The sequence below is a fragment of the Vibrio sp. 10N.261.45.E2 genome, assembly GCF_002875705.1.
Lineage (GTDB): Bacteria > Pseudomonadota > Gammaproteobacteria > Enterobacterales > Vibrionaceae > Vibrio.
Genome location: NZ_MCZZ01000143.1, coordinates 1 through 14862, shown reverse-complemented (window position 1 = coordinate 14862; position 14862 = coordinate 1). Strand labels below are relative to the sequence as shown.

The following is a 14862-nucleotide window of genomic DNA, read 5'->3' as shown; positions in this document are numbered from 1 at the left end:
CAACTTCGACAAGATTATAATAATGAAAAAGACAGCACTCGCTTTATTAGCCTCATTAAGCCTTGGGGTTTCTCTTCCTGCTTCAGCGCAAGAATACATGTTCACGTATTCTAAGCTTTATACTCAGCTGAAAAACAACACCAAAGAAGGGCACGATGATGTCAAAGTTGCGGTCTTCTTTGTTGATCAACAAGCTCAGCAAACCTGTCACATCAGCAAGGCTTGGATGGAGAAAGAAGAGCACTACGAAGAACTAAAAGTCTCTTCTGCGAATGAACTGCTTCTCCCAGTCGATCAAAACCTACGTTCCGCAAATCCGCTTATCTTTGTACAAACACAAGAACAAGAGTGTGCATATTCGTTGGTTGTGATGACTCAAGAGCCCCTGACTGGCACGGTAGATGTGGCTCAAATTGAAAGCCTTTTACCACAGATGCAGGCAATGCTAGAAGACGTTAGTGGCATGTTTTCTGGATGGTTTACGCCAGATATCCAAGGGCTAACGCTGGAATTCGCTAATAAGCTTGATGGCAACATTGAACTTTCAAACGGCAATCAACTACCAATCAAAGAAGGGCGAGCGAAGTTCACTCTAGAAGAGCTGAATGGAAGTGACAGCATCACGTTACCAGAATCAACAGTTCGTGTAATGCCGTACATTCCCGCGCAATAATTTTTAACGGAATAATTACTCGCAGAGTAATTGTTGGCGGAGTCACTCCCCAAGCGTTAATAAGGTACCTTTAAGCAGCCCCATCGTATAAGAGAAGGCTGCTTTTCTTTATCTATCATCAAGGCTAGCTCTTCCTAAGACATGTATCTCTAACCATTTAGAGAGCTTATCGAACAATAAAAACCGAATCTTTCTATTACTCGCCTTGTTTATCCTACCGTTACTATTTCAACATGAAATAAAAATCCGTATAATCCACGCCCTAAAACAGTCCCACTAGCAATCTACAGTCGGTAATACGACGGTGTGAGAGTCGCAATGAACCAAAACGATAATAGAAAAGAAATACTTGAATTCAACAAACTTCAGAAACGCCTGAGAAGAAATGTTGGAAATGCCATCATCGACTACAACATGATCGAAGAGAATGACGTAGTAATGGCATGTATTAGTGGTGGTAAAGATTCATTTGCGATGCTAGATATTTTGCTACGTTTACGTGAAGCAGCACCTATCAAGTTTGATGTTGTGGCAGTAAACCTAGATCAAAAACAACCTGGGTTCCCTGAGCACATTCTTCCTGAATACTTTGAAACGCTGAACATTCCTTACTACATCGTAGATAAAGATACGTACTCAGTCGTTAAAGAAAAAGTGCCAGAAGGCAAAACAACATGTGGCCTATGTTCTCGTCTTCGTCGTGGTACTTTGTACTCATTCGCAGAGAAGATTGGCGCGACTAAGATCGCACTTGGTCATCACCTAGACGACATCGTAGAGACTATGTTCCTAAACATGTTCCACGGCGCGCGCCTTAAGGCTATGCCACCAAAGCTTCGCTCTGATGATGGTCGTAACGTTGTTATTCGTCCACTGACTTACTGTCGTGAAACGGACCTAATCAAATACGCTGAGCACAAAGAGTTCCCAATCATTCCTTGTAATCTATGTGGTTCTCAAGAGAACCTGCAGCGTCAGAACATTAAAGCGATGCTAATTGATTGGGATAAGAAAACGCCAGGCCGTGTTGAGAAGATCTTCAAGTCAATTCAGAACGTAAGCCCAAGCCAATTGGCGGACCGCGAGCTGTTTGATTTTGTGAACCTTCCATTAGACCGTAGCGAAGACCGCAAAGAATACGAATTCGAAGAAGCTGAAATCTCATCTTCAAACATTGATGAGTCAATGTTCATCGACGTGACGAACGTTTAGTCATTTAAATAGATAAAAGTGATTTAGCCATACTATATTTGGAATGGCATTACTCAAGATAAACAAAAACGCCTCAAGCAATGCTTGAGGCGTTTTTTATGAGTTGAACTCGTAGTGACATTCGATGTTTAAACGACTTAACCTTTCGAAAGGTTAGGGTCTAATGGGCTCACATAGCCAGACGGTTTAAGGGCCAACACGTCACAGTTAATTTTGTCGATAACATGTTCCGCTGTATTACCAATAAACACGGCAGACAAACCTGTTCTACCCGTTGTTCCGAGAATCACCATCGCGGCGTTATTTTCAGACGCGACACGAGGAATAACATCTTCAGGTAAGCCTTGCTCAACTACTGTCTGCTCTTCACACATACAGTGTTTCTGGCGCAGTGCCTTCATCGCGGTTAGGTGATGGCCACGAACAGCGTCAGTATAAGACGTTGGGTCAAACTCTGGCAGTTCAATGGTAATATTCGCAGGTGTCACCGGATAAGCATTCACCAAGAACGGGTCTGCATCCAAACGACCGGTGATCTCTAGCAATCTGTCGACCATCGTATCGTTAAGCTCTAAGTGAGCTTCTGTTTCAGAACCTACGTGAACTGAAGCAAAAATCTTCGCGTGCTCTGGCCAGAAATCATTTTTAACCAATAGTACTGGGCTAGGGCACTTTCTTAATAGATGCCAATCAGTAGGAGTGAAGATGACCGATTCTAAGGTATCGTGCTTACGCGTACCCTTGATCAAGATGTCGTGCTCGCCACTGTAAACCTCGGCAATGATCGCTTCATACGGGCGGTTATGCCAAACCACTTGTACATTAAATTCAATCGAATCATCTAGGTAAGGCTCGGCGACTTTGTTCATCCAGATTTCGCGTTGGTGAATTACACCTTTACGCATTGCGTCTCTTTCATCAATAGAAAGCATAGATGTCATTTCATACGAGAAATCGTATATCGACAAAAAGAAAGTGATGTGGCTTGTTGAGGTGCTTTTCTTAGCAAGTTGGATAGCACGAACTAGAGCAGGTTGCTCATCGTGATTAATGTCTGCGACAACTAAAATTTTGTTATAGATACTCATAACTAAGCCTATTTTTCAGACCGAACATATAAATAATGTAGCGTAGTTATGGAGAGATTAAGAGAAATATAAGAGGTTTTAAGAGAGAAACATGATGTAGCTCATTATTGAACTACATCATTGATATCTAGACTATTCTTTTGAAACGCCAGCAAGTTCCATCAACGCATCGTGATCTTCGATAGTGATGTATTTGCCTTTAACGCTCAAGATGTCTGCTTTTTGGAAACGACCTAAAAGACGGCTGATTGTTTCAACAGTCAAGCCAAGGTAGTTACCAATATCGCCACGAGTCATCGTTAGACGGAACTCACGCGGGCTGAAGCCACGTTGAGAGAAGCGAGTAGAAAGGTTGTAAAGGAATGCAGCAAGACGCTCTTCCGCGTTCTTCTTTGAAAGAAGCAGAATCATTTCTTGGTCACCTTTAATCTCGTTGCTCATCAGGCGCATGATTTGCTGACGCAATTTAGGCATTTTTCCTGATAGGTCATCAAGAATCTCATATGGAATCTCACATACCATAGAAGTTTCCAGCGCTTGTGCGAAACTAGGGTGTAGGTCACCAGTAATCGCATCGAAGCCAACAAGATCGCCCGCTAGGTGGAATGCAGTAATCTGCTCATCACCTTGCTCGGTAATCGTGTAGCTCTTGATCGTTCCAGAGCGAATAGCATATAGAGATTTAAGCTCGTCACCGGCTTTAAATAACTCTTGGCCTTTTTGAATAGGCTTTTTTCTCTCAATGATCTGATCAAGTTGATCGAGTTCAGATTCATTCAAAGTAAACGGAATACAGAGCTGGCTAATACTACAATCCTGGCAATGGATCGCACAGCCACCAGACTGAACACGTTTCGTCACAGGCTTTTCAGAAATCATAACAATCTTTCACTATTTGATATACGTCAATATTTTAGCATTCCTTAATCCTAAAGGGTAGTAAAAAAACCGGATTAAAGACGCCGCTATACGGTATAAATGATAAGCTGTAGCGCCATATAACCGGTATACAAGCCGTAAATGAGGATTAAAATTGCACCAAACTGGCGAAATAAGTCAGCTTGTTGCAGTTTTTTGAGGAAATTTGCACCCATTCCAACGGTCAACATTGCTGGAAGCGTACCTAAACCAAACGCAAGCATGATCCCAGCTCCGTTGTACCAGCTTCCTGATACAGCGGCCCACGTAAGCATAGAGTAAACCAAGCCGCATGGAAGCCAACCCCAAATAAAACCAAACGGCAAAGCGTGGCTAGGGTGTTTCAAGGGTAGAAATGATTTGCCTAAAGGAGAGATATAGCGCCATAGCTTCTGGCCGACTTTCTCAAAGAACAACAAGCCGAACCACCATTTACCGATATACAGACCTAAGACGATCATAAAACCGGCAGCAAACAGACGCAGCCAGCCGAGTAGCGCGTTAAAATCGCTTAGCTGACCTATTGAAGAGATTGCACCACCGATGACACCACCAATCACGGCATAGCTGAGTAAGCGCCCTAAGTTATAAAGTAGAGGAGTAACAGGGGAAGGTTTTGCATTGCCGATAGAAAGAAGCGACGCAATACCACCACACATTCCCATGCAGTGGCCCGCGCCGATCAATCCAACAACAAAGGCTCCGATCCAATTAGGCGTCATTGTTTTTCTTGTCTACGTTAGTTTGACTTTCGTTGTTAGCTTTCTCATTCTTGACAGGCTTGCTATCAGAATGGTTGTGAGCCTTTTCGTCTTCATCAAACAAAATGTTGTGGCCTTGGCGCTCAAGGTCTTCAAACTGTTCGCTCTTAACGGCCCATAGAAAGATACCGACAGCGATACATACGAGTACGATCGCGATTGGAATGAGTATGTATAAACTTTCCATTATTTACCTTGCTCTTTTAAAAGCCTTAACGAGTTAGACACAACAATAATAGAGCTAGCAGACATACCAACAACGGCAATGTAAGGAGCAACCAAACCAGCAACAGCCAATGGAAGAATCAGTAAGTTATATCCCAATGACCAGGCTAGGTTTTCACGGATTATCTTACGCGTTTTTAACGCCAAAGTACGTGACTTAAGTAATCTATCGAGTTTATCACCCAACAACACCATATCCGCAGAGGCTTTCGCTACATCCGTACCACCGCCCATAGCAACTGAAAGGTGGGCACCTGCAAGAATAGGGGCATCGTTAATACCGTCGCCGACCATCATGGTGATATCTTTTTCATCACGAGAGTTAAGGTAAGCAAGCTTATCTTCAGGTTTCGCATTGGCGACAATATCAGTAATACCGATCTCTTCAGCAACAGGCTTCGCATTGATTAACGAGTCACCAGTCAGAAGAGTGGTTTTAATTCCCGCTTCTTTAAACTGCTTGATGAACTCGATGCTTTCTTTGCGAATTGGGTCTTCATAAGTGAAGGTGGCGATATGACACCCTGCCAACGACAAGTAAATACCGTTGCTCTCTGATGGCTGAGCTTCACCGAGGATGAACTCACTACTACCAATAGCCACTTCCTTCCCATTCCACTCACCAGTGATGCCTGAACCAATCACGTTATTGACAGACTCTACTTCGATATCATCAGAAAGATGAGCCTTAAACGCTTTTGCAATAGGGTGGTTGGCGTGTTGCTCTAGGCTAGCGGCAACTTGGAGACAAGTATCTTTATCAAGTTCGGCAAAGGTTTCAACTTGACTGATACGAATGTCACCCTCAGTCAATGTGCCTGTTTTATCGATGATCAAGTGATTCACTTTACACAAGGTTTCAAATACATGGCCTTTACGTAGCAAGATGCCAAAGTTACCCATACGAGAAGTGGAACAGGTAATCGCCGTTGGTGTTGCGAGCGAGAGAGCACAAGGACACGTTGCTACCAATACCGAAAGCATGATCCAGAAAGCGTCTTCTGGTCGTGTTTGGTGCCAGTAAAACCAAGTGCCAAATGAAATAATCAAGATTACCGCTACAAAGTAACGAGCAACAACATCAGCGATTTCGGCGATACGAGGTTTAGACAATTGCGCTTCATCTTGCAGACGAACGATGTTGGAAATCACCGAGTCCGCTTTTGATGTCATCACTTCCAATTCAAACGATTCATCACCATTCAATGTACCAGCGAAGACGGTATCACCTTCGTTTTTGACTACATGGATAGATTCGCCCGTCAGCATCGATTCGTCGATATGAATTCTACCAGACAATACTTTGCCATCGGCAGGAATGTGTTCACCCGGAAGAACGCGAATTTTGTCGCCAACTTTTAAAGTTTTTACCGGAACTTGTTCGCCATCTAACGTTGTTGCCATAGCGGGAACGAGCTTAAGCAGGTTACCACTCGCAGCCGCAGCTTTACGACGAGCGCGCATTTCAAGGAAACGACCAAGCAGTAGGAAGAAGGTGAACATCGAGATAGATTCGAAGAAGACTTCACCTTTCTCTGTCACCGTTGCAACCAAACTTGCAACATAGGCAAACAACAGAGCAATCGACACAGGTACATCCATACCCAATGTTCGACCTTTGATGCTACGCCACGCATTAATATAGAAAGGCAATGCAGAGTAGAGCAGAACCGGTGTGGCGAAGATCAAGCTCACCCAACGGAAATAATTTTTGAATTCAGGCTCAAGGTTACCAAAGACTTCAAGATACAGTGCCACAGCCAGCATCATGACCTGCATGGTTGCTAAACCAGCAATACCAAGGCGATACAAGTAGTTTTTCATCGAGCGATGGTAAGCCGCCTCTTGTTGGTCAGCTTCGAATGGTGCGGCTTTGTAGCCTAGGGTATGGATTGCAGACAACAGCTCACTCAGTTTAGCCTGAGTGTTGTCCCAACTGAGCAGGGCGCGGTTTGTCGTGGTATTAACACGAATACTCACAACCCCTAACTTTGAAGAGACTTGCTTCTCAATAAGCCATGCACAAGCAGCACAAGAGACACCTTCTAGTGACAATGTCACTTCAGAGGTGTTTTCGGAGTTACGGACGAACTCCAATTGAACATCTTCGTTGTCGTAATGACTGAGTGCCAGAAGTTGCTCTGGAACTAGATCTGCTTTTTCAGCTGGAGCGGTACGATATTGGTAATAAGAGACCAAACCGCTGTCAACGATTGTCTGGGCTACGGTTTCGCAACCCGGACAACACATAGGTCGCACCGATCCTAAGATTTCTACTTTAAAATCCGTTTCCGCTGGTACATCTTCACCGCAGTGATAACAGGATTCACACATAAGCTTTAGTTCGTTAGTTGAGTAGGGGTTTCAATAGGGAAGTTCATGCGACCTTGCACTAACCATTCAGAATCATGCGGAGAAAGCTCGATAAACCATGGACCTTGCATTTCGTGGTCCAGAGTCAACGTGTAGTTGCCTCTCGCATCAGCGGTCAGTAGCTGAGTAAAATCACGGTCAGGCAGCGTTCGGTGCACGAACATTGCGTTAATAGCAGGGAAGTGGTCTAGCTTGCCTTTGTCGAGAGTAATGATAACAGAGTTACCTTTCTCGCTAACTGAAGCTGATAAGCCAAGCTCTTTAGCAACATTTACTTTTGAAATGTCGACATTAATACCTTTACCTTTTTTATAGTAATCTTCAGTGACAACGTTAACTGAATGGTTGGTAAGTATCGCGACTCGAACCAATGTTAGCATAGAGACGCCAACGGTTAGGAAGATCAAAAACCACGGCCAAAACTGCTTATACCAAGGTTGTTCCATATTATTATTCTCAATATATACAATGAAATAAAACTAATTTTTACAAACACTTAAGGTTATAACTGTAAAAGAAAGACAGCCCCTTAAGAAGGGGCTGTTATTATTATGTTACTCTTTATCTGAGTTGCTGAGGCTCCAGACGTAGGCTGAGACGAGCTGAACCTTATCCTCACCGAGGATGTCCTTCCAAGCCGGCATTACACCAGAACGTCCGTACATGACTGTTTCCGTCACATCAGCACGAGAATCGCCGAATAACCAGTCACGGTCAGTCAGGTCAGGAGCGCCAACAGCAGGGTTACCCTTACCATCAGTACCGTGACACGCTGCACACACTACAAAGCGAGCTTTACCAGCCTCTGCTTCACGTGCGTTTACGCTACGACCAGAAAGGCTAAGCGTGTAGCTAACTACTTCTTTTACGCCTTCTTCGCCAAGAGCGTCTTTCCAACCTGGCATTTGACCTACACGACCATGCATGATGGTAGTAACGATAGCTTGTGGTTCACCACCATATAGCCATGCATCATCAGTTAGGTTCGGGAAACCTTTCTGACCACGTGCATCAGAGCCGTGACACTGAGAACAGTTTTGTAGGAACAAGCGTTGGCCCACTTTGATTGCATCAGCATCTGATGCAATGTCAGGGACAGAACGTAGACCATTTTCGTCGTGAGCTAGCTTTCTGAATGCTTCACCAAAGTAGGTGTCTGCATCATCAAGCTCTTTCGCGTATGCGTCTAATTGTTTGTTTGCTTGCGCAGCAGCGATTGCAGAGCGAGACTCTTCTACGCTACGAACTGTTTGGTTTGAACTCGTCCAACCTAGTAGACCTTTAAAGTTGCCAAGGCCTGGGTATAGAGCTAGATAAACAGCTGCAAACACAATTGTGCTAACGAAAAGGTATGTCCACCATTTAGGTAGCGGGTTATTAAGCTCACGAATACCATCGTATTCATGGCCCATATCCTGACCTTCTTCTACACCTGTTTTATCGTTGGAACACCAACGAAGTAAGGCTGCACAGCCAATCAATGTACCGATTGTGATTACTGTTACCCAAATACTCCAGAATGTACTCATTACTTCGTCACTCCTTGATTTTTATCTTTCGCAGGTGCTTCATCAGCGAACACTAGGTTTGCATCTTCGTCGAAGCGCGACTTACGATTTTTACCGAAAGCCCACCAAACGATGCCGATGAAACAAGCAAAAACAGTAACAGTCCAAACACTTTGAAATGTAATAATGTCCATAATTATTCCTTATTTCATTGCGTGGCCAAGCGATTGAAGGTAAGCGATGATTGCATCCATCTCTGTTTTTCCTTCAACATCTTGTTTAGCGTTAGCAATTTGTTCGTCTGTGTAAGGAACACCAAATTGATTACGGAAGATTTCAAGCTTCTGTTTAGTCAATTTGCCATCAAGTACATTCTCAGCAAGCCATGGGAAACCAGGCATGTTTGATTCAGGAACAAGTTCACGAGGGTCGATAAGGTGAACGCGATGCCACTCATCAGAGTAACGATCACCAACACGCGCTAGATCTGGCCCCGTACGCTTTGAGCCCCATAGGAATGGGTGTTCCCAAACACTTTCGCCAGCTACAGAGTAGTGGCCGTAACGTTCAGTTTCAGAGCGGAAAGGACGAATCATTTGGCTGTGACATACGTTACAACCTTCGCGAATGTAGATATCACGACCTTCCATTTCCAGAGCAGAGTAAACACGTAGATTTTCTACCGGTTCAGTAGTCTGCTTTTGGAAAATAAGTGGGGTAATTTCTACTAAAGCACCAAAACTGATAGCAATAACGATAAGAATCGCTAGTAGGCCAACGTTCTTCTCTACCAACTCATGGCGATTATTTGAATTTGAGCTCATTCTAAATCTCCTTAAGCCGGTTGAGGGATAGCTTTAAGGCTATCTTTAGGTGCAGACACAGTTTTGTACGTGTTGTATGCCATTAAGAACATACCAGATAGGAAGATGAAACCACCTAGGAAACGTACAAAGTAGAACGGGTAAGACGCTTCTACAGATTCAACAAAGCTGTAAGTTAATGTACCGTCAGAGTTAACTGCACGCCACATCAGACCTTGCATCACGCCAGAGATCCACATTGCAACAATGTAGAAAACCGTACCAATCGTTGCTAACCAGAAGTGAACATTGATTAGAGATACAGAGTACATACGCTCTTGACCAAATAGTTTAGGAACTAAGTGGTAAACCGAACCGATAGAAACCATTGCAACCCAACCTAACGCACCAGAGTGAACGTGACCGATAGTCCAGTCCGTGTAATGAGATAGTGCGTTAACCGTTTTGATTGCCATCATTGGGCCTTCGAAAGTCGACATGCCGTAGAATGATAGAGAAACGATTAGGAAACGTAGGATTGGGTCGTAGCGAAGCTTATGCCACGCACCAGATAGAGTCATAATACCGTTGATCATGCCACCCCAAGATGGAGCAAACAGAACCAAAGACATAACCATACCTAGAGATTGAGTCCAGTCAGGAAGTGCAGTGTAGTGTAGGTGGTGAGGACCAGCCCAGATATACAGAGACACGAGAGCCCAGAAGTGAACAATCGACAAACGGTAAGAGTAAACAGGGCGACCAGCTTGTTTAGGAACGAAGTAATACATCATACCTAGGAAACCAGCTGTCAATAGGAAGCCTACCGCATTGTGTCCGTACCACCATTGCACCATTGCATCAATTGCACCTGAGTAAATCGAGTACGATTTAAACGCAGATACAGGAACAGCTAGGCTGTTAACGATGTGCAACACGGCAACCGTGATGATGAAGGCTCCGAAGAACCAGTTTGCTACGTAAATGTGCGATGTTTTACGCTTAATCATAGTTCCGAAGAACACGACCGCATAAGCTACCCACACAAGAGTAATAGCAATATCGATTGGCCATTCAAGTTCTGCGTATTCTTTACCAGAGGTTAAACCTAACGGTAAAGTAATTGCAGCGGACAGGATAATCGCTTGCCAACCCCAAAAGGTAAAGGCTACGAGAGGGCCACCAAAGAGACGCGTTTGACAGGTACGTTGCACAACATAATATGATGTTGCAAACAGCGCACTTGTACCGAACGCAAAAATAACCGCATTAGTATGCAGGGGACGTAAACGACTGTACGTCAACCACGGCGTATCAAAGTTTAGCTGTGGCCAAACTAATTGAGCGGCAATCAAAACACCAACGCCCATACCGACAATACCCCACAAAATTGTAACTAGGGTAAATTGACGGACGACCGTATAGTTGTAGTTTTGTTCAAGCTGCTTTTCTTGGCTCATTTGCATGCTTCCAATTTCTTATTTACTACACTTTACTTCCAACACGACTCACGTCGTAATGCCACCCAAATTAGAAAAGGAAATTCAGCCTATTCAGGGCTTTATTTCCACTTGCTGATTTTAAAAAAAAGTGGCATTTTCAACGCGACACTATACTTGAATTAACAAATCAATGACAGAGTAGTAACCTTACGCTTGGTCTGGAATTGGATTTTTATTTAAAAACTTTGAACTTTGTAACAAGGAGTAAAGATTATAATGGCGGCACAAAAGCTAACAAAAGGCAGGCTTGTTCAAATTATCGTCATGTTGGTTATTTTAATAGCTGCATTTACTTGGAGAACAGTGACATACGATAATAACGAAACAGTAAACTGTATCGTTTCAAAACCTTGTGAATTTAGTATTGATAATCATAATGTTTTAATTTCGGACGATAACCTAGGGTATTCGATCGAAACATCTAAAACTGGCAAATTTATCATTAGCCACAGTGGAAGCGGAATTCTAGAAGAAAAAGGGTCATCAAATTGGCTGTTACAAACTAATGATAAGACCTCCTCAATAACGGTTACATTTCCACAACAGGCGAGCACGTTCTCTGTAAACCTTTCTAAAGAGTAACAATGAAAAAACTGAGTCACGGCTCGGTTCTTTTGATAGAAATATGTACCAAATCAGTGAAACACAATGCATTAAAGTGTTATAAAGAGGGCATTAATAAAGTTTCCCAGAATCTATGAAATTTCTATCAAAAGTCTCTTACTCCCTAGACGATAAAATCGCAGTAGATGAGTTGCTCAGTGGGGTGGAAAACCCTGACGATATTGCTTGTCTTATTTGCTACTGCACAGAAGAGTACTCAACACTCGCTGTGCAGAGATATTTCGTAGACGCTCTCCCTAACACCCCAATACATGGTTGTACTACTTGTCACGGCATTATGACCGAAACTGGGTTTCATTCAGGTCCGGTGATTGGCGTTCTCATCATTTATGACTCGGGGATCAACGCATACGGCACAGGCATCGAGCACTTCGGTGACTCTGTAGACCTCAGCACCTTCACCGCGATCGATAAAGCACTCAAGAACGCTAACCGAGAAGGTGAAATTCCTGATCTGATCTTGCTGCATTCCACACCAGGTAACGAAGAGAAGGTGATGGCGGCTATCGACAAAAAGTTCGGTACTGAGGTTCCAATTATTGGTGGCAGTGCTGCAGACAATCAGGTTTCTGGAAATTGGAGCATCTTTACTGAAGAGTCTCTGTCTATCAATGGTGTGTCTTTAACCGTCGTATTTGCATCCCAGTCTATCTATTCCTCATTCAGTGCTGGCCACACACCAACGCGCTATTCAGGCACCGTGACCAAGGTAAGAAACCGAATCTTATTGGAGATAGACCACAGGCCAGCCGTCACTGTTTATAACGAATGGACTAATTTCCACTTGGGTGGCAGTGATGATGGCTACATATTTGAAAAGTCCTCTGTCTATCCACTGGGCAGGAAAGTCGGCTCATCATACGACTATCCATATTTCAAATTGTCTCATTCGATCAGAGAGACAGAGTGTAATGGAATTGAGCTATTCACAGACATAAGTGAAGGTGACACCATCTATTTGATGCAGGGCTCTAAGCAACAGTTAATCAGCCGTGCCGCAAATATCATTCATTCCTCATACTATAATGACATGGATCTTGAAGAGAAATTAGGGGCGATCAATATCTTTTGTGCCGGCCCCATGTTGAACCTTAAGCAAGATATGGATGAGGTTTGTGAGCAAATAAATCAAGCACTTAATGGGCTTCCTTACATATGTCCTTTTACGTTTGGTGAACAAGGTAGGCTCTCTGGTGGTGAGAATGCGCACGGGAATTTAATGGTATCGTCTGCAACGTTTTATAGGTTGAAAAAATAATGGGTTCTGAAGGTCGAGAAGCGCTGCAAGAAGCGCGTATTGAACTGCAAAAAGTAAAAGCCCGTGAGCGAAAACTGGCTGAAGAGAACAGGGTGATATTATCGACCATCTCTGCGATCAGTAAGGCAAGCAACATATCTGAGATATTCTCCAGCCTTGAATTCGTACTCAAAAAATACATTAAATTTGATGACTTTATCGTGGTATCAAGGGTAGGGAACGAAGGCAGTTTCAAGACCTTGCTGACCAATAATAAAGTCTTCGAACAGATGAATTGGAACGATTGCGGCAAGCTATCTCGAGTCATCAATGGTGAATGCGCCATCCTTTTCGAACCCAAGTCTCTTGGGGAGTTCAACTCTCTGCATCCTATTGTTCTCGACCAAATAAACTCCGTTCTGATTACCGGTATAGATAGCGGATTAACGCAATCCGTCATCATCTTTGTTCACTCAAATACCAAGCACTTTAGTATTGAAACCAAGGCAACACTAAACCGTTTTCGCCCGTTGATAGAGCGTGCAGTTTTCGATATTGAGAACAAAGAGAAGCTTGAAGCAACGGTTAGAGAGCGAACCGCCGAGCTTGTCACAGCAAGAAAAGACGCAGAACGAGCCAACAAAGCCAAGTCTGAATTCCTAGCGATGATGAGTCACGAGCTCAGAACACCTTTAAATGCAATCATTGGCTTAATTGATACACTAAAATCCACATCACTGAACGAAGAACAACAATCTATACTGCTCAATATGAGCACATCATCTGAGCTTTTATTAGCAATTCTCAGTGATGTATTGGACTTCTCTAAGATTGAATCTGGGTGTTTCTCGTTGGCACCTCAATGGAGCAATGTAAGAGACACTGTAACTTTTGTATTTTCCGAACAAAAGAAGACAGCAGACGATAAAGGCTTGGCGCTAACCGTAACCAGCGATATTCCTGAGGGTGAACTTCATTACATCGACCCGAGTCGCCTGGCACAGATCTTATTTAATCTGATCGGCAACGCGATTAAGTTTACTGAACAAGGACATGTTCATGTGTCTATCAAATACCAGCAGAGTTCGTTCTATATAACCGTCGAAGACACTGGGATTGGCATCAGTTCACAGCAACTTGCTTCTTTATTCAGTCCATTCGTGCAAGCCGATAGCACAATTACGCGCAGATTTGGTGGCACAGGTTTAGGGTTGGCGATCACCAAAAGACTTGTTGAGTTGATGCGCGGACGCATATCGGTAGAGAGCGAGCCAGGAAAAGGCTCCAAATTCGAAGTACAGTTACCGGTGCTTACTAGAGTGACGAACAATCTTGCTAACAATGAAGATAATGAGACCTCAAGAGAGTTAAGAAGCCGTTATTCAGTGTTAGTTGTCGAAGACAATCCAACGAATCAAATGGTGATCAAATTAATCTTAACGCGACAAGGCCACGAAGTTTTCATTGCAAGCAACGGTGAGGAAGCTATTGGCTTTGTTGAAAGAGCCAATGACACAATAGACATTATCTTGATGGATGTGTCGATGCCAGTCATGGATGGATTAACCACAACCAAATACATGAGAGACGCGAACATCACAACGCCAATCGTCGCGCTAACGGCACACACGTCAGTAGAAGACAAATGTTCGTGCTTGGATGTCGGAATGAATGACTTCGTGACTAAACCAGTAAGAACTAAAGAGATCACAGAAGCAATTGATCGATTAATGCTTGAAGTCTAATAAACGTATTCTTAATCGAAGATTAGGAAATATGTTTATTAGGTATTTTATGGTAAATAACCATTATGGTTAAATACACAGTATAAATTAGAGAATATTGACACAATACCAAGGCAGGGCATCACACAAAGAGTCTTGCCTTATAAACAGCAAAACCAATTTAACATAATATACATAATACGCACTTGTGGGT

Annotated in this window: 15 protein-coding genes; 5 read left to right on the top strand and 10 right to left on the bottom strand. The window is 43.4% G+C overall.

Annotated elements, in window-relative coordinates:
* Window positions 1-22 precede the first annotated feature (22 nt).
* The gene (locus BCT34_RS17840) at window positions 23-673 is read left to right on the top strand and encodes a DUF2987 domain-containing protein (RefSeq protein WP_076651066.1); all 651 of its coding nucleotides are present in this window, start codon (window positions 23-25) and stop codon (window positions 671-673) included.
* A 318-nt stretch (window positions 674-991) separates the two neighbouring features.
* Window positions 992-1885, top strand: coding sequence for a tRNA 2-thiocytidine(32) synthetase TtcA (gene ttcA / locus BCT34_RS17835; RefSeq protein ID WP_076651067.1), 894 nt, complete (start codon window positions 992-994; stop codon window positions 1883-1885).
* Window positions 1886-2022: 137 nt separating this feature from the next.
* On the opposite strand, the gene uspE is transcribed toward ttcA, so the two are convergent.
* The 10 genes from uspE to ccoN all read right to left on the bottom strand — a co-directional run bounded on the left by uspE (window position 2023) and on the right by ccoN (window position 11027).
* Window positions 2023-2973 (bottom strand): universal stress protein UspE, encoded by a 951-nt coding sequence (gene uspE / locus BCT34_RS17830; RefSeq protein ID WP_076651068.1) that lies wholly within the window; start codon window positions 2971-2973, stop codon window positions 2023-2025.
* Window positions 2974-3105: 132 nt separating this feature from the next.
* Window positions 3106-3852 (bottom strand): FNR family transcription factor, encoded by a 747-nt coding sequence (locus tag BCT34_RS17825; RefSeq protein ID WP_017632474.1) that lies wholly within the window; start codon window positions 3850-3852, stop codon window positions 3106-3108.
* Between the two features lie 86 nt (window positions 3853-3938).
* A complete protein-coding gene (locus BCT34_RS17820; RefSeq protein WP_076651069.1) occupies window positions 3939-4613 on the bottom strand; it encodes a sulfite exporter TauE/SafE family protein in 675 nt (224 codons plus the stop codon).
* Window positions 4603-4839 (bottom strand): cbb3-type cytochrome oxidase assembly protein CcoS, encoded by a 237-nt coding sequence (gene ccoS, locus BCT34_RS17815; protein WP_076651070.1) that lies wholly within the window; start codon window positions 4837-4839, stop codon window positions 4603-4605. The genes BCT34_RS17820 and ccoS overlap by 11 nt, the downstream gene beginning before the upstream one ends.
* Complete coding sequence (locus BCT34_RS17810) at window positions 4839-7211, bottom strand: heavy metal translocating P-type ATPase metal-binding domain-containing protein (protein WP_076651071.1); 2373 nt, start codon at window positions 7209-7211, stop codon at window positions 4839-4841. Before BCT34_RS17810 ends, ccoS begins: the two co-directional genes overlap by 1 nt.
* A gap of 5 nt (window positions 7212-7216) precedes the next feature.
* Entirely contained in the window at window positions 7217-7696 is a 480-nt protein-coding gene (locus BCT34_RS17805; protein WP_076651072.1) for a FixH family protein, read from the bottom strand.
* 108 nt (window positions 7697-7804) lie between these two features.
* Window positions 7805-8779: a cytochrome-c oxidase, cbb3-type subunit III gene (gene ccoP / locus BCT34_RS17800; RefSeq protein WP_017063857.1), complete on the bottom strand. Its 975-nt coding sequence runs from the start codon at window positions 8777-8779 to the stop codon at window positions 7805-7807.
* The gene (locus tag BCT34_RS17795; RefSeq protein ID WP_004733679.1) at window positions 8779-8952 is read right to left on the bottom strand and encodes a CcoQ/FixQ family Cbb3-type cytochrome c oxidase assembly chaperone; all 174 of its coding nucleotides are present in this window, start codon (window positions 8950-8952) and stop codon (window positions 8779-8781) included. Before BCT34_RS17795 ends, ccoP begins: the two co-directional genes overlap by 1 nt.
* Window positions 8953-8961: 9 nt before the next feature.
* On the bottom strand, window positions 8962-9582 hold the full coding sequence (ccoO, locus tag BCT34_RS17790) for a cytochrome-c oxidase, cbb3-type subunit II (RefSeq protein WP_017059643.1): 621 nt from the start codon (window positions 9580-9582) through the stop codon (window positions 8962-8964).
* Between the two features lie 11 nt (window positions 9583-9593).
* Window positions 9594-11027, bottom strand: coding sequence for a cytochrome-c oxidase, cbb3-type subunit I (ccoN, locus tag BCT34_RS17785; RefSeq protein WP_009846707.1), 1434 nt, complete (start codon window positions 11025-11027; stop codon window positions 9594-9596).
* A gap of 252 nt (window positions 11028-11279) precedes the next feature.
* Here ccoN and BCT34_RS17780 point away from each other — a divergent pair, with 252 nt between their 5' ends.
* The 3 genes from BCT34_RS17780 to BCT34_RS17770 all read left to right on the top strand — a co-directional run bounded on the left by BCT34_RS17780 (window position 11280) and on the right by BCT34_RS17770 (window position 14669).
* On the top strand, window positions 11280-11645 hold the full coding sequence (locus BCT34_RS17780) for a hypothetical protein (RefSeq protein ID WP_076651073.1): 366 nt from the start codon (window positions 11280-11282) through the stop codon (window positions 11643-11645).
* Window positions 11646-11760: 115 nt separating this feature from the next.
* Window positions 11761-12945, top strand: a complete 1185-nt coding sequence (locus BCT34_RS17775) for an FIST N-terminal domain-containing protein (protein WP_076651074.1) — start codon at window positions 11761-11763, stop codon at window positions 12943-12945.
* On the top strand, window positions 12945-14669 hold the full coding sequence (locus BCT34_RS17770) for an ATP-binding protein (protein ID WP_076651075.1): 1725 nt from the start codon (window positions 12945-12947) through the stop codon (window positions 14667-14669). The genes BCT34_RS17775 and BCT34_RS17770 overlap by 1 nt, the downstream gene beginning before the upstream one ends.
* The last annotated feature ends 193 nt before the right edge of the window (window positions 14670-14862 follow it).

What these genes read in the sequence shown, in the direction of transcription:
- BCT34_RS17840 (WP_076651066.1), top strand. Translation starts at nt 23, where the DNA reads ATGAAAAAGACAGCACTCGCTTTATTAGCCTCATTAAGCCTTGGGGTT.
- ttcA (WP_076651067.1), top strand. Translation starts at nt 992, where the DNA reads ATGAACCAAAACGATAATAGAAAAGAAATACTTGAATTCAACAAACTT.
- uspE (WP_076651068.1), bottom strand. Translation starts at nt 2,973, where the DNA reads ATGAGTATCTATAACAAAATTTTAGTTGTCGCAGACATTAATCACGAT.
- BCT34_RS17825 (WP_017632474.1), bottom strand. Translation starts at nt 3,852, where the DNA reads ATGATTTCTGAAAAGCCTGTGACGAAACGTGTTCAGTCTGGTGGCTGT.
- BCT34_RS17820 (WP_076651069.1), bottom strand. Translation starts at nt 4,613, where the DNA reads ATGACGCCTAATTGGATCGGAGCCTTTGTTGTTGGATTGATCGGCGCG.
- ccoS (WP_076651070.1), bottom strand. Translation starts at nt 4,839, where the DNA reads ATGGAAAGTTTATACATACTCATTCCAATCGCGATCGTACTCGTATGT.
- BCT34_RS17810 (WP_076651071.1), bottom strand. Translation starts at nt 7,211, where the DNA reads ATGTGTGAATCCTGTTATCACTGCGGTGAAGATGTACCAGCGGAAACG.
- BCT34_RS17805 (WP_076651072.1), bottom strand. Translation starts at nt 7,696, where the DNA reads ATGGAACAACCTTGGTATAAGCAGTTTTGGCCGTGGTTTTTGATCTTC.
- ccoP (WP_017063857.1), bottom strand. Translation starts at nt 8,779, where the DNA reads ATGAGTACATTCTGGAGTATTTGGGTAACAGTAATCACAATCGGTACA.
- BCT34_RS17795 (WP_004733679.1), bottom strand. Translation starts at nt 8,952, where the DNA reads ATGGACATTATTACATTTCAAAGTGTTTGGACTGTTACTGTTTTTGCT.
- ccoO (WP_017059643.1), bottom strand. Translation starts at nt 9,582, where the DNA reads ATGAGCTCAAATTCAAATAATCGCCATGAGTTGGTAGAGAAGAACGTT.
- ccoN (WP_009846707.1), bottom strand. Translation starts at nt 11,027, where the DNA reads ATGCAAATGAGCCAAGAAAAGCAGCTTGAACAAAACTACAACTATACG.
- BCT34_RS17780 (WP_076651073.1), top strand. Translation starts at nt 11,280, where the DNA reads ATGGCGGCACAAAAGCTAACAAAAGGCAGGCTTGTTCAAATTATCGTC.
- BCT34_RS17775 (WP_076651074.1), top strand. Translation starts at nt 11,761, where the DNA reads ATGAAATTTCTATCAAAAGTCTCTTACTCCCTAGACGATAAAATCGCA.
- BCT34_RS17770 (WP_076651075.1), top strand. Translation starts at nt 12,945, where the DNA reads ATGGGTTCTGAAGGTCGAGAAGCGCTGCAAGAAGCGCGTATTGAACTG.